This window comes from Streptomyces chilikensis (assembly GCF_001642695.1).
In the GTDB taxonomy this organism is placed as follows: Bacteria; Actinomycetota; Actinomycetes; order Streptomycetales; family Streptomycetaceae; genus Streptomyces; species Streptomyces chilikensis.
The window spans coordinates 75,730-89,519 of the sequence record NZ_LWCC02000095.1 but is presented as its reverse complement, the minus strand read 5'-3'; the positions used below and the strand labels follow the sequence as shown (position 1 = coordinate 89,519).

Here is a 13,790-nt window from a genome sequence, read left to right as displayed (position 1 = left end):
CCCCCGGTCCTCCGCCTGTCCGGGGCCCGAGGGCCCGGGGCCGAACCCCGGGCCCCCGGCCCCGGAAGGCCCCGCTCCCAGGGGCTCCCGGCCGATCGGCCCGGGCCCGTGCGGGGGCGGGGCGTCCGACCTCGCCGGGGCACCGCCACCCGCCCGGCCCGGCCCCCTCCGCCCCGCGTTCCGGGGCACCGGGCCGCGCTTCCCGCTCCCGGCCCGAACCACCCGAAGCACCCTAGGAGCCACGCGCATGACCCAGACCACCACGGCGGTGAGCAGAGCTGTCTCTCCCGCCTCGATCGGGGTCCGGCTGGACCGGATGCCGATCACCCCCATGCACCGCAGCCTGACCGCGGTCATCGGGATCGGCCTGCTCTTCGACACCTTCGAGAACAGTCTTTCGGGCACCATCGCCAAGGTGCTCCAGGACGACTTCGCCTTCGGCGCGACGTCGCTCAAGCTGGTCCTGGCCTCCGTCTTCATCGGCCAGTTCATCGGCTCGCTGGTGCTCGGCCGGGTCGCGGACCGGCTCGGCCGTCGCCGGGCCTTCCTGATCAACCTCGCGATCTACTCCGGCTTCTCCCTCCTCGGCGCGTTCTCGCCCAACGCGGAGTGGCTGATCGTGACCCGTTTCCTGGCCGGCATCGGCATCGGCGCCGAACAGGCCCTGTCCGACTGCTACCTGGCGGACGTCCTGCCCGCGGCCAAGCGCGGCCGGTTCATCGCCTGGGCCTACACCATCGCCTTCTGCGGGGTGCCCGCGGTCGGCTTCGCGGCCCTGTGGCTGGTACCGCTGACCCCGCTGGGGGTGGACGGCTGGCGCTGGCTGTTCGTGATCGGGGCGCTCGGCTCGGCAGTGGTCTGGGTGCTGCGCCGGCGGCTGATCGAGTCGCCGCGCTGGCTGGCGGCGAACGGCCGTACCGAGGAGGCCGACCTGCTGGTGTCCCGGATGGAGGCCCAGATCCCGGCCGGTCAGGCCGTCGAGGCGCTCCCGGCCGGGCACGAGACGCCCGTCGCCGGGCGGACCAGGCTGCGGGACATCTTCGCCCGCGGGCTGAGGCGCCGCACCGTGATGCTGTGGATCTTCTGCTCGCTCTCCGTGGTCGGCTACTACGGCTTCGGCACCCTGGCCCCGCAGATCCTCGCGGCGAAGGGCTACGACATCGTGGCGGGCCTGGGCTTCACCGCCCTGTCCTTCCTCGGCTACCCCGTCGGCTCGGCGCTGTCGCTGCCGATCATCGACCGCGTCGAACGCAAGACCCTCGTCGCGCTGTCCGCCGCCGCGATGGTCGGCGCCGGGATGGGCTTCGCCTTCACCGAATCGACCTTCCTCATCGTCGCGTTCGGCTTCGGCTACACGCTGTGCAGCAACGTCTTCTCCAGCGTGTCGCACGTGTACCTCTCCGAGCAGTACCCGACGGCGATCCGGGCCACCGCGTCCGGCATGGCGTACTCGATGTCCAAACTCAGCGCCGCCGCGCTGCCGTTCGTCCTGCTGCCCGTGCTCGACTCGTACGGACCGGGTGCGCTGTTCGGGGTCATCGCCGCCTCGATGGCCGCGCTGGCCGTCACCGTCCTCACGCTGGGCGAGCGCACCACGGGAGTCTCCGTGGACCAGGTCAGCGCCTCGCCCGACGCCCCCAACGCGAAGTGGAGTTGACGATGGCCTACGTCATCGCACTGCCCTGTGTCGACGTGAAGGATCGTTCCTGCGTCGACGAATGCCCCGTGGACTGCATCTACGAGGGCCGGCGCGCCCTCTACATCCAGCCCGACGAATGCGTCGACTGCGGCGCCTGCGAACCGGTGTGCCCCGTGGAGGCCATCTACTTCGAGGACGACGTCCCCGCCGAGTGGGGCGATCACCGCGGTTCCAACGCCGACTTCTTCGGCACCCTCGGCTCGCCCGGAGGCGCGGGCGGTCTCGGCGTGCTCGACCACGACTCTTCCCTGGTCACCACCCTGGCACAGAAAGCGGTGCGGTCATGAGCGGACTCCTCGCCGGCAAGCGCATCCTGGTGACGGGCGTGGTCACGGAGGCGTCCATCGCCTTCCACGTCGCCCGGCTCGCCCAGGAGGAGGGCGCCGAGGTGGTGCTGACCGGCTTCGGCCGGCTCTCCCTCATCGAGCGGATCGCGGCCGGGCTGCCCAAGCCGGTCCCGGTGGTCGAGCTGGACGTCACCGACCGGACGCAGCTGGACACGCTCGCGGAGCGGATCAGCGCCTCCGCCGACGGGTGCGACCGCCTCGACGGCGTCGTGCACTCCATCGCGTACGGGCCCCAGGGCGCCTTCTCCTTCCTCGACGGCGACTGGGCGGACGTCTCGACGGCCGTGCAGGTGTCCGCGTACTCGCTGAAGTCCCTGACCACCGCGTGCCTGCCGCTGATGGAGGAACGCGGCGGCTCGGTGGTCGGGCTCACCTTCGACGCGACGGTCGCCTGGCCGCGGTACGACTGGATGGGGGTGGCCAAGGCCGCCCTCGAGTCGACCAGCCGCTACCTCGCCCGCGACCTCGGCGGCAGGAACATCCGCTGCAACCTGGTCGCGGCCGGCCCGCTGCGCTCCATGGCCGCCAAGTCGATACCCGGCTTCGGGGAGCTCGCCGAGGCCTGGCGGCACCGGGCGCCCATCGGCTGGGACCTCACGGACCCGGACCCCGCGGCGCGCGGTGTGGTCGCCCTGCTGTCGGACTTCTTCCCGCGCACCACCGGCGAGATCGTCCACGTCGACGGCGGGGTGCACATGACGGGCGCGTGACACGCACACCGAGAGGGCGGGTGATCCGGAGCCGATCCGGACCACCCGCCCTCTCGGCGTGCGGGCGCTACGCGGTCGCCCCGCCCGGCAGGATCCGGCGGAAACCGGTGTACGGGACGAGGGCCTCGGGGAGCAGGACGGAGCCGTCCTCCTGCACGCCCTGCTCCAGCAGCGCGGCGACGGTGCGCCCGACGGGCAGGGCCGAACCGTTGAGGGTGGCGGCGGGCCCCTTGCGGCCGTCGGCCCGCCGGTGACGGATGTTCGCGCGGCGGGCCTGGAAGGTGCCGCAGTCGGAGACCGAGGAGATCTCGCGGTAGGCGCCGCTGCCCGGCAGCCACACCTCGATGTCGTACGTCGCCCGGGCGGAGAAGCCGAGATCGCCGGCGGGCAGCAGGACCACGCGGTGGGAGAGTCCGAGGCGGCGCAGGCACTCCTCGGCGTGCCCCACCATCAGCTCCAGCTGTGCCGGAGCGTCCTCGGGGGCGCAGACGCGGACCAGCTCCACCTTCTCGAACTGGTGCAGGCGCAGGATCCCCCGGGTGTCACGCCCGTACGCCCCCGCCTCGGCGCGGAAACAGGGGGTGCGCGCGGTGAAGGCGTACGGCAGGTCGCGCGCGTCCAGGAGCTGCTGGGCCACCAGGTTGGTGAGGGGCACCTCGGCGGTGGGGACCAGGAACAGCTCCCGGTCGCCCACCTGGGTGCGGAACAGGTCGTCCTCGAACTTGGGGAGCTGGCCGGTGCCGGTCATGGTCTCCCGGTTCACGAGGAACGGGACGGAGTACTCGGTGTAGCCGTGCTCGCAGGTGTGGAGGTCGAGGAAGAAGTCGGTCAGCGCCCGCTCCAGACGGGCGCCGGCACCGCGGCTGACGCTGAAGCGGGCGCCGGAGAGCCTGGCCGCCGTCGGGCTGTCCAGTATGCCGAGCGACTCGCCGATGTCGGCGTGGTGCGGGGCGTCGCCGTCCTCCCGCACCGGGCCCCAGCGGCGGACCTCCACCGCCTCCTTCTCCGTGTCGCCGTCCGGCACCCGGTCGAGGGGGACGTTGGGGATGCCGAGCAGCAGCTCGGCCAGGTCGTGTTCCGCGGCCCGGGCCGCGGCCTCCGCCTGCTGCACGTCCGCGCGCAGGGCGCGGGCGGCCTCCTTCTCCTCCTCGGAGGGCGGCCCGGAGCGCCCGCGCGTGCGCGAGAGGCGGTTCGCCTCCGTACGCGAGCGGGTCACGTCGGCCTGGGCCTCGGCCCGCCGGCGCACCGCCTTCTCCAGGGCGGCCAGGTCGAGGTCGTAACGGCGACGGGCCAGTCGCCTCACGGCGACCGGCCCGTCCTCGAGCAGTTCACCGGGGTCGTGCATGACGGACTCCTAGGGTGGGAAGGGCCGCGCCCGGGGTGTTCGCCGGACGCGGTGGGGCCAAGGGGCACCGGGCGGCCGGCCCATCCACCGGGCGGTGGACGGGCCGGGCGGTGGACGGGCCGGGCGGTGGACGGGCCGGGCGGTGGACGGGCCGGGCGGTGCGGGGCCCGCGCCGGGACGCGCGGGGGAGGGCGGCACGCGTGCCGGGTCCGGACGTCCCGGAAACCGGTCGGGGCGGACGGCTCCGAGCCGTCCGCCCCACCCGTGCCGCCGGTGCCGGTGCTCGGGCTCTCAGGCCGGAGCGATCGCCAGCGCCGTGTTCTGGCCGCCGAACCCGCACGAGTTGCTGAGTGCGAGGTCGATCGGCATCGACGTGGCCGACTGCGCGAGCTTGACGTCGATCCGTCCGTCGGGGATGCACAGGCCCGCGACGGGCGGAACGATCTCGTGTTCGACGCTCAGCAGGGTGAACGCGGCCTCGACCGCGCCCGCCGCGCCGAGCAGATGTCCGGTGACTCCCTTCGTGGAGGTGACCAGCGGGTCGCCCTGCAGCGTCCGCCGGATCATGCGTGCCTCGGCCAGGTCGTTGAGCGGCGTCGACGTGCCGTGGGCGTTCACGTGCTGCACGTCGTCCGGATCCGCTCCGGCGTCGGCGAGAGCCGCGCGGACCGCGGCCTCGATGCCGGCGCCGTCCGGGTGCGGAGACGTCATGTGGTGGGCGTCCGCGGTGGCGCCGAAGCCGATGATCCGGCCGTGGACGTGCGCACCGCGGGCCCGGGCGTCCACGACGCGTTCCATGACGAGGATCCCGGCCCCCTCCCCGGCGACGAAGCCGTCCCGGTCGGCGTCGAAGGGACGCGAGGCCGAGGCGGGGTCGTCCTCGCGCCGTGACAGCGCGCCCATCTGCGCGAATCCGGCCATGACCAGCGGAGTGATCATCGCCTCGCTGCCACCCGCCAGCACCACGTCGCAGCGGCCGAGGGCGAGCAGGTCCCGGGCCATGCCGATGGCGGTCGCGCCCGAGGCGCAGGCCGTGGCCACCACCAGGTTGGGCCCGGTGGCCCCGAACTCGATGGCCGTCTGACCGGCCAGCATGTTCGGCAGCTGCATGGGCAGCAGCAGCGGGGACACCTGGTCGGCGCCCCGCTCCCGCAGCACGTCGTGCTGGTCCTCGACCGTGCCGGGGCCGCCGTCCGCGCAGCCCAGCACCACACCGACCCGCGCCCCGTCCCAGGTGGTCGGGTCGAGACCGGCGTCGGCGACGGCCTCATGGGCGGCGACGAGGGCGAACTGAACGAACCGGTCCAGGCGGTGTGCCCGCCGCGCGCTGAGCAGGGTCTCCGGATCGAAGCCGGGAACCCGGCAGGAGATACGTACGGGGTTGTTCGCCAGTACCGGGTCGAGGGCGGCGGTCGGCCTGCCGTCGCAGACCGCCGCCCAGCTGGGCCCGACCCCGATGCCGCCAGGGGTGACCAGGCCGAGTCCGGTGACGGCGATGTCCATGCCGGCCATCAGACCTTCGCGCTCCGCTCCTCCATGAGCCGGACCATGTCGGCCACGGTCTCGGTTTCGAGGAGGTCGTCGTCGCTGATGTCCAGGCCCAGTTCGGACTTGAGCAGCAGCGACAGCTCCACCACGGCCAGCGAGTCCAGCTCGATGTCCTCCCGGGTGGCCTCCGGGGTGATGGCCTCGGGCGACACCTTGAGCTTGTTGGACAGGATTTCCTTGAGCTGCTCCAGCATGTCGGATCCTTTCGGAGGCGTACGCGACAGCGGCGTACGCGAGGGGTGTACGCATGCGCGTACGGAAGGGCTGTACTGCACAGAAGTCCGGTCGGCCGGGGGAACCGTCAGACCGGTTGGACCTCGGGCCAGACCAGGGTCGTCGCACCCCAGGAGAGGCCGCCGCCGAACGCGGTCAGCAGCACCCGGTGCCCGGCGGAGAGCCGGCCGTCCGCGGCGGCCTGCGACAGCAGCAGCGGGATCGAGGCGGCGCCCGTGTTGCCGACCCGGGCGATGTTGGTCAACTGCCGCTCGGCCGGCACCCCGAGCCGTTCCGAGACCGCGTCGAGGATCCGGGCGTTGGCCTGGTGGGCCGCGAACCGGTCGACGTCCTCGATGCCCCAGCCGGCCAGCCGGGCCGCCTGCTGGGACGCTCCGGTCATCCGCTCCACCGCGTGCCGGTAGGTGTCCCGGCCGAGCATCCGGAAGTATTGGTCCTCCGGGTCGGTCACGGGACCGGACGAACGCTGGCGCGAGCCGCCCGCCGGCACTTCGATGAGGTGGCTCAGCTCGCCGTCGCTGCCGAGGACCAGCGGTCCGACGGCGCCCGGTTCGCCGGCGTCGCCCGCGCGCAGCACCACCGCGCCCGCGCCGTCCGCGAAGATGACGGCCGTGGTGCGGTCCTCCGGGTTGACGATCGTGGTGAACGCGTCGGCGGCGATGAGCAGCACGCTGTCGGCGACGCCCGCCGCGAGGAGCCCGGAGGCGGTGGCGAGACCGTACAGGAAGCCCGAGCAGACGGCGGCCACGTCGAAGGCCGGCACCTGTCCGAGTCCCAGCCGGGCGGCCACCTGCGGGGCGGTCGCCGGGCACGGCTGGTCGGGTGTGGTGGTGGCCAGGACGACCGCCCCCACGTGCTCGTCCCCCGCGGACTTGAGGGCTCGCACTCCCGCCTGGACGGCCAGGTCGGAGGTCGCGGTACCCGGTGCGACCACGTACCGCTCGGCGATCCCCGTGCGCGAGCGGATCCACGCGTCGGAGGTGTCGAGCCGCTGCGCCAGGTCGTCGTTGGTGACCAGGTCGGGGGGCGTGTACGCCCCGATCCCGGACACCACCGCCGCGCGCCCCCCGCTCATGCGCCGGCCTGCGGGCTGCTGAGGGCCTCCAGCGGCAGCCCCATGTAGGCCATCCGCGACTCCGCCATCTCGTCGGTCCAGCGCTCGGCCATGTCGTAGCGCTGCTCCGGCGTGGTGTCGAGCATCCGGACGCCCGGCCAGATCTCGTAGTCGCCGATCCTGTCCGCGTGCTGGGCCATGCCCTCCTGGAAGAGCTCCTCGCGGTGGATGACGAACTCGCGGTCGGGGATCTCGTCCCAGAGCCGCACACCGGCCCGCAGGATCTCCAGCAGGCGCGGGCGGTACTCGGGGTGGGCGGCCACGTGATCGCGCAGGATCGTGCTGGCCACCGTCAGGTGTCTGATCTCGTCGATGGCGGTGCCCCGCGAGATCTCGCCGGTGGCCGGCGACAGCGGGGTCCACTTGCGCTCGCTCAGCTCCGCCGCGGGGGCGAGCACCCCCTCGATGACGATGGCGAACACGGCGACGCCGCCGGCGAAGTCCGCCTGGTCGCGGACGATGTCGAGGGTGAAGTCCACGACCGGGTCGAGCACCCGCTTGCGGTAGTCCGCGGCCATCTCGTCGATGTCCTTCAGGAGCGTCTTCTGCGGGACCCCCAGCTCCACCAGGTGGTTGCGGAAGACCCGGGCGTGCCGCGCCTCGTCGATCAACTGGGTGGTGTAGAACTCCAGTTCGGGAACGCCGGGGGCGATGGCGACGTAGTGGCCGAGCAGCCGGGTCGCGATCTCCTCCGACAGGCCGCGGAACCCGAACTCCAGCACCAGGGCGTCGCGCAGGGGTCCCGGCTCCTTCAGGAAGTCGGGCACGACGGCGTCCACGTGGTGCCCGGTCTCGCCCCGGTCGCGCAGGGTGCCCTGCGCCACGGAGGTGAACCAGTAGGCGAGGTCGCACTCCTCGGGTCCGAGGGTCAGCTCCTTCGCTCCGTCGAGCAGACCGGGAGCCTTGTCCCAGTCGGCCTCGGGTGCCACATGACCGGTCATGACGCGGCCGCCTCCTTCGCGGGGTGCAGGGAGCCGGTGAACAGCTCCCCGGCGTAGCTGAACAAGGGATCGTCCTGACCGGCGTTGGCCCGGACGACATGGCCGAGCAGCAACTCGCTGTCGCCGGCCGCGTGGGCGGAGTGGAACCGGCAGGTGTAGTGGGCGAGCGCACCGGCCAGGAGCGGCGCCTTCGCGTACGAGTCCGCCGTCCAGGCCAGTCCCGCGAACTGCGCGCTGCCGTCGGGGCGCCCGCTGTCCGCGAAGTGGCCGGCCACGTCGGCCTGTCCGCCGCTGAGGACGTTGATCGCGAACCGGCCCTCGGAAGCCGCGAGCCGTGCGAAGGACGAACCCGCCCGCAGCACGACCCCCACCAGCAGGGGCTCGCGCGACACCAGCGTCACGGTGCTCGCCGTGGTGCCGTGCAGCCGCTCCCCGGAGCCGACGGTCAGCACCGACACGGGGGAGGCCAGGTGGTACAGCGCCCGCCGCCGCTCGGCCGGGTCCTGGCGCACGGGACGCCGCACGGTCCGCAGGTCGGTGGTGGCGGTCATCGCAGGGCCTCCTGCCGCTCCCGGCGCTCCGGCTGCGCCGGGACGTGGCCGACCGGGACGGGCTCCGCGGCGTGGCCGGCCGGCTTGGGGTGGGCCAGGCCCAGGTCGTCCAGGAGCCGCAGGTAGCCGGGCTGGCGCACCGGCTCGAAGGGCAGCGCGAACGACTTCATGAAGTTGCCGAACAGGCCGCGGTCCCCGAAGAGGTGGAACGGCAGCACCAGCAGCGCCCACTCGGGCTCCACCAGCCAGCACCACAGCGCCGCGACCGCGGCCTGGGTGATCAGGCTGTGCATGACGTTGTAGAGGACGTAGTAGACCTTGGGGATCGGCCGCCCGCCGCTGCGCTTGAAGGCGATGGCGCCCGGGATGTAGCCGATCAGGTCGATGTACAGGAACAGGGCGATCGCGACCCACCAGCGGATCTCACCGAAGTGGGCGATGATGAGACCGGTGGTCACGGCGAGCCCCACCAGGTACTCGGCCCGGTGCAGCGAGTACGTTCTCGGTGTCTCGAAGGGATTTGCCTGGTCCATGGTCAGCTCCTGGGGGCGTGCTAGGCGCCGAGGGCGGCGGGCTCGGTGAGCTCGACGGCGCCCGAGAGGCGGACGGCGGGGAACAGGCCGGTCAGGGCCCAGGCGACGGTCTCCTTGATGACCCGCTCGGCGATCGGGTCGAGGATCCCCTCCAGGCTGGGGATGCCGAAGTCGAAGTCGGCGTCGAAGCGGACCGCCACGTCCTCGCCCGCCTGCGTCACGGACCACGTGCCCGAGAAGGAGTCGAAGTCGCCGTCGGACTGCTCGAAGCGGATCTCACCCAGCTCCGGCAGGAAGGTGTCGTCCTCGGTCCAGCGCAGCAGGCCGCTGCGGAAGTGCAGCTCCCAGCTGGAACTGGAGTTCTCGGCCGGGTAGGTGGCGTGCACGGTGGTCGCCTTCACGTGGGGCGCCAGGTCGGGGTACTTCTCCCAGCGCAGGACGGAGTCGAAGACCGTCCTGGCCTGCTCCGAGGGAATCAGTGCTTCCAGCTCTACGTGACGCATAATCAGTTGCCGCCTTCCGGCATCGTGGCCGCGCCCCGCACGAGGTCGCGGGTGGCCAGGTCGAAGGAGTTCAGGAGGAACTCCACATCGGTGTCGCTCATCACGGCGGGCGGGGTGAAGCGCACCACCGAGCTGCCGTTCATGGAGTGGTTGGCGACGACGCCGTGGTTGAACAGCTCGATCAGCAGCTCGCCGGCCAGCCCGGCCTCGACGAGCTCGACACCGATGAGCAGTCCGCGTCCGCGCACGTCGACGACGAGTTCGGGGATGTTGCGGTAGGCGATCTCCGAGATCCTCGGCAGCAGCTGCGCACCCAGGTCCATGGCCCGGGTGACCAGGCGCTCCTCCTTGATGGCCCGGATCGCGCCCTGGACCGCGGCCATCAGGATCGGCTGGCCGGAGAAGGTGGCGGTGTGGACGTAGGGGTCCTTGTCGAAGGGACGGAAGGCCTTGCGGGTCGCCACGGCCGCCGAGACCGGCAGCACGCCGCCGCCGAGCGCCTTGCCGGTGAGGAGCACGTCGGGCACCACGCCCTCGATGTCGGCGCCCCACCACTCGCCGAGCCGCCCGAAACCGGACTGCACCTCGTCGAGGATCAGGAAGCCGTCGTGCTCGCGGACCAGCTCCTCGACCCGCTTGAGGTAGCCCGCGGGCGGAATGATCACACCGCCCTCGCCCTGGACGGGTTCGAGGATGACGCAGACCTCGCCCGGATGGGCCGCCAGTTCCGCCTCCAGCGCGTCGGTGTCGCCGAAGGGGAGGTGCAGGAAGTCCGGGACCAGCGGACGGAAGGGCGCCTGGTAGACGTCCTTCGCGGTCGCGGACAGCGCGCCGAGCGTCTTGCCGTGGTACCCGCCGCGCATCGAGACGGTCCGCTTGCGGCCGCCGGCCCGTGCGAGCTTCAGGCCCGTCTCCACCGCCTCGGCCCCCGACAGGGCGAAGTGCACGCGGTCCAGGCCCTCGGGCATGACGGACACGAGCGCCTCGGCGGCGCGGGCCACGGTGGGCTCCAGCAGGATGCGCGTCGCGGTGGGGTGGGTCCGCAGCTGGCGCTCCACCTCCTCCATCACGATCGGGTGGCGGGCGCCCATGATGAAGACGCCGTACCCGCCCGCGTTGAGGAAGCGCTCACCGTCGCTGGTGGTGAGCCAGGCGCCCTCGGACGCCGTTTCCATGTGGCTGCCGAACAGCTCGGCGAGCGTGGCCCGGCCCTTGCTGAGATGGGCCCGGTAGAGGCCGAGGATCTCCGCCTCGGCCTCGGCGGGTGCTTCCTGGATAACGGTCACGGATCTCTCACTCCAAGTCGGTGGGGACGCTGTGCACGGTGCGGTGACTCAACTCAGGACCAGCGGGCCGCCGTCGAAGTAGCGCAGCAGCGGTTCGGCGGCGGCGCCGCGGCCCGGCGGGTGGAAGGCGAGGGCGTGCACGGCGGCGGCGGTCCGGCCGTGGGTGGAGTCGAGGATGAAGTCCAGTCCGCCGAGCAGCTCCAGCGCCTGCCCGGCGATCCTCGGCAGCGCCTTCTGGACGGTGTAGCGGGTGACGAGGACCCGGGCGACCGACTCCTCGTCCGTCTCGGGGCCGATCGTCCGCGCGACGCCCTCCAGGAGCTGCAGGACGGAGTCCATCTCGACGGCGAGGGCGGCCCGCTCCTGGGCGCTGCCGCGCTCGCGCTCCAGCACCTGCTCGACGAGCGCGGCGGTCCCGCCCGCGTACCCGGCGGAGATCAGCATCTCGAACCAGACGAATCCGGCCGTCTGCAGGTCGTCGAGCCGGTGCGGGTCGTCCGCCCCGGCACGCACGACCATGTCCGCCGGCACGAACACGTCCACCAGCCGCACCTCGTCGCTCTCCGCGCCGGCGAGCAGCTCGTTGCCCCAGAACGGGTGCACGGACAGACCGGGGGCGTCGGCCGGCACCAGGGCGAGTGCCAGCTCGGCGGTGCCGTCCTCGTGGTGGATGGCGATGCTCGCGGTGAGCAGGCGCATCGAACGGGAGAGGCTGCAGGGCTTCTTGGCCCCGGAGAGCAGGTATCCGCCTTCGACGGGCCGGGCCGTGACGGCGGGGGTGAGGATGTTCTGCTCGGTGCGGCCCTCGGCCCAGCCGGAGGCCATCACCTGCTGGTCGGGCACGATCCGCCGCAACAGCTCGGTCTGGGCGGGGGTGAGCCTGTCCGCCTTGCCGGCGAGGGAGAAGAGCATCGCCACGGTGAAGTGGTGCATGGAGACGGCCGCGACGAGCGAGGGGGACACGGCGCCCAGCGCCAGCTGGACGCGCAGCGCGTCCAGCGGCGCGGCCCCGTGACCGCTGTACTCCTCGGGTATCAGCAGGCCGACCCCGCCGTGGATGCGGAACAGGTCGATGACGGGGCTGCCGGGCCGCTCCCGGTCGACGGGGGGAATCTGCTCGATCTCCTTGAGCAGACCCGGGTGGAAGCGCTCGCAGACGGCCCGAGCAGTATCGAGGGAACGCACGGGGAAACCTCCGGAAGGCGAATGGGCGCGGCGCTCAGGCGCCGAAGACCGCGTCGTAAGGGCTGACGTTCTGGGCGATGCTGACCCCTTGGACGTGCGAGGTCTTGAGCATCGGGTAGTTGGCCTCGCCGAAGGCTCCGCCGGTGCGGCCGGTGCCGCCGTGGCTGGGCAGGTAGGGCAGGAAGCCGATGTGGGAGTCGTTGACTTTCAGCAGGCCGCCGTTGACGACACGGCGGACGAAGGTCTCGATGACGTGGTCGGAGCGCGACCACAGGGAGTTGCGCAGCCCGTAGGAGTTGGCGTTGACGAAGCGGAGGAAGGCCTCCAGGAGCGCGTCGTCGTTGTCGCGTTCGGCCACCACGATCGGGATGAGCGGGAAGAACGTCTCCTCACGCACCACGTCGAAGGTGCGGGCCCGGTCCAGGCCGTCGACCCGGAGCACCGTGGGCTGCAGGAAGACGCCGGTCTCCGACGGCGTGCCGTCCAGCTCGGTGCGGTTGCCGCCGGTGACCAGGGAGGCGCCGTTGTCCAGGGCCTGCCGCAGCAGCCGGAAGAACCGCTCGCTGCGGCGGACCGGCGAGAGGAGGACGTCCTCCTCCTCCGGCAGGCCCGGCCGGATGCCCTTGACCTGCTCGCGCACCTCGGCGATGAGCTCCTCGGCGATGTCGGGGTGCGCCAGCACGTAGTTGGGCACCATGCAGATCTGCCCGGAGCCGAAGAACGATTCGGTGATGGCCTCGGCGGCCCACTTGATGTCGGCGTCCTTCCACACCACGATGCCGTCGTTGCCGGCCAGTTCGAGGATCGGCTTCTTGCCGTGGGCCACGCACCGCTGCTCGAAGCGCAGGCCCTCCTGGCTGCCGCCGATGTAGAAGATGTCGTTGATCAGGGGGTCGGCGATCCAGCGGTCCATCGTCTGCTTGGGGTTGCTGCAGACCGCGTTGAGCACACCGGGAGGCGCGTCGAGCTCCTCCAGCAGCGGGGCCACGATGTCGCGCAGCAGCCACATGGTGCTCAGCGCGATGCTGCGCGGCGCCCTGACCACCACGCTGTTGCCGGCCATCAGGGCCAGGACGCACAGGGCGGCGCTGGGCAGCGGGGCGTTCTGCGGGGGGTTGAAGGCGACCACGCCGTCCGGCTGGCGCTGCAGGATCAGCTTGCGGCCCGCGTACTCCTTCTCGACCCGCATCTGCTTCATGTACCAGCGCAGGCTGCCGGGGGCGTAGATCTGCAGGAGGCAGCTCAGCTCCCACCGGGCCAGCTTCACCGGGTGCGACTCGGCGACGAGCATCTCCAGGAACTCGTCCTGGTGTTTGATCAGTTCCTCGCGGAAACGGGTGCCGAGCTGCATCCGCCGCTCCAGCGGGACGGCCGCCCAGTCGGCGGCGGCGGCCGCGGCGGCCTGCGTGGCGAGGTCGATGGCGTCGTCGTCGGCGATGGCGCAGCGGCCCACGACGTAGGGGTGCTGGGCCGCCTCGGACTCCGGGTCCTGCTCCAGGGAGCGCTTGAGGCTCACACTGGTGAAGACGTCCTCCAGCAGGGACCGCCCGCTGACGGTGTAGACCCATCCGTCCCCGGCGACGTCCTTGCCGGCGATGTAGAGGTCGTAGCTCTTCAATCCGGAAGGTGCCGGAGCACTCTCCTCCTGCGCAGCTTCGCGAAGCATCATCAGCCTTTCCGGAAAACGGAATGTGTCTGGTTGTCGGTCTGCCGGTGCGGTGCGTGAATGTGCGGGTGAATCGGGAATTGATGTTCGAAGCAAAACGATCGTGGCAGCCGATTCTGACCCGGCGC

Annotated in this window: 14 protein-coding genes; 3 read left to right on the top strand and 11 right to left on the bottom strand. The window is 72.1% G+C overall.

What is annotated here, in order from left to right:
- Nucleotides 1-247: 247 nt before the first annotated feature.
- From A2U95_RS24120 to fabI, 3 genes are read left to right on the top strand one after another with little or no spacing between them, the layout of a single operon-like run.
- On the top strand, nt 248-1,657 hold the full coding sequence (locus A2U95_RS24120; RefSeq protein WP_166026692.1) for an MFS transporter: 1,410 nt from the start codon (nt 248-250) through the stop codon (nt 1,655-1,657).
- A 2-nt stretch (nt 1,658-1,659) separates the two neighbouring features.
- The gene (fdxA, locus tag A2U95_RS24115; RefSeq protein ID WP_166026690.1) at nt 1,660-1,986 is read left to right on the top strand and encodes a ferredoxin; all 327 of its coding nucleotides are present in this window, start codon (nt 1,660-1,662) and stop codon (nt 1,984-1,986) included.
- Nucleotides 1,983-2,756, top strand: a complete 774-nt coding sequence (fabI, locus tag A2U95_RS24110) for an enoyl-ACP reductase FabI (protein ID WP_166026688.1) — start codon at nt 1,983-1,985, stop codon at nt 2,754-2,756. Before fdxA ends, fabI begins: the two co-directional genes overlap by 4 nt.
- A 67-nt stretch (nt 2,757-2,823) precedes the next feature.
- On the opposite strand, the gene serS is transcribed toward fabI, so the two are convergent.
- From serS to A2U95_RS24055, 11 genes are all read right to left on the bottom strand, one after another.
- On the bottom strand, nt 2,824-4,101 hold the full coding sequence (serS, locus tag A2U95_RS24105) for a serine--tRNA ligase (protein ID WP_166026685.1): 1,278 nt from the start codon (nt 4,099-4,101) through the stop codon (nt 2,824-2,826).
- A 291-nt stretch (nt 4,102-4,392) separates the two neighbouring features.
- Nucleotides 4,393-5,613, bottom strand: a complete 1,221-nt coding sequence (locus tag A2U95_RS24100) for a beta-ketoacyl-[acyl-carrier-protein] synthase family protein (RefSeq protein ID WP_166026683.1) — start codon at nt 5,611-5,613, stop codon at nt 4,393-4,395.
- The gene (locus tag A2U95_RS24095) at nt 5,613-5,843 is read right to left on the bottom strand and encodes an acyl carrier protein (protein WP_166026680.1); all 231 of its coding nucleotides are present in this window, start codon (nt 5,841-5,843) and stop codon (nt 5,613-5,615) included. Before A2U95_RS24095 ends, A2U95_RS24100 begins: the two co-directional genes overlap by 1 nt.
- 107 nt (nt 5,844-5,950) lie before the next feature.
- Entirely contained in the window at nt 5,951-6,958 is a 1,008-nt protein-coding gene (locus A2U95_RS24090) for a beta-ketoacyl-ACP synthase III (protein ID WP_166026678.1), read from the bottom strand.
- Nucleotides 6,955-7,938, bottom strand: a complete 984-nt coding sequence (locus A2U95_RS24085; protein WP_166026676.1) for a ferritin family protein — start codon at nt 7,936-7,938, stop codon at nt 6,955-6,957. Before A2U95_RS24085 ends, A2U95_RS24090 begins: the two co-directional genes overlap by 4 nt.
- Nucleotides 7,935-8,489: a flavin reductase family protein gene (locus A2U95_RS24080; protein WP_166026674.1), complete on the bottom strand. Its 555-nt coding sequence runs from the start codon at nt 8,487-8,489 to the stop codon at nt 7,935-7,937. Before A2U95_RS24080 ends, A2U95_RS24085 begins: the two co-directional genes overlap by 4 nt.
- Complete coding sequence (locus A2U95_RS24075) at nt 8,486-9,022, bottom strand: DUF4260 domain-containing protein (RefSeq protein WP_166026672.1); 537 nt, start codon at nt 9,020-9,022, stop codon at nt 8,486-8,488. The genes A2U95_RS24080 and A2U95_RS24075 overlap by 4 nt, the downstream gene beginning before the upstream one ends.
- Before the next feature lie 20 nt (nt 9,023-9,042).
- Nucleotides 9,043-9,525, bottom strand: coding sequence for a type II toxin-antitoxin system RatA family toxin (locus tag A2U95_RS24070; protein ID WP_166026670.1), 483 nt, complete (start codon nt 9,523-9,525; stop codon nt 9,043-9,045).
- 2 nt (nt 9,526-9,527) lie between these two features.
- Entirely contained in the window at nt 9,528-10,811 is a 1,284-nt protein-coding gene (locus A2U95_RS24065; RefSeq protein ID WP_166026668.1) for an aspartate aminotransferase family protein, read from the bottom strand.
- A 48-nt stretch (nt 10,812-10,859) separates the two neighbouring features.
- The gene (locus tag A2U95_RS24060) at nt 10,860-11,996 is read right to left on the bottom strand and encodes an acyl-CoA dehydrogenase family protein (RefSeq protein WP_166026666.1); all 1,137 of its coding nucleotides are present in this window, start codon (nt 11,994-11,996) and stop codon (nt 10,860-10,862) included.
- A 34-nt stretch (nt 11,997-12,030) separates the two neighbouring features.
- Complete coding sequence (locus tag A2U95_RS24055) at nt 12,031-13,662, bottom strand: aldehyde dehydrogenase family protein (RefSeq protein WP_166026712.1); 1,632 nt, start codon at nt 13,660-13,662, stop codon at nt 12,031-12,033.
- Nucleotides 13,663-13,790 lie beyond the last annotated feature (128 nt).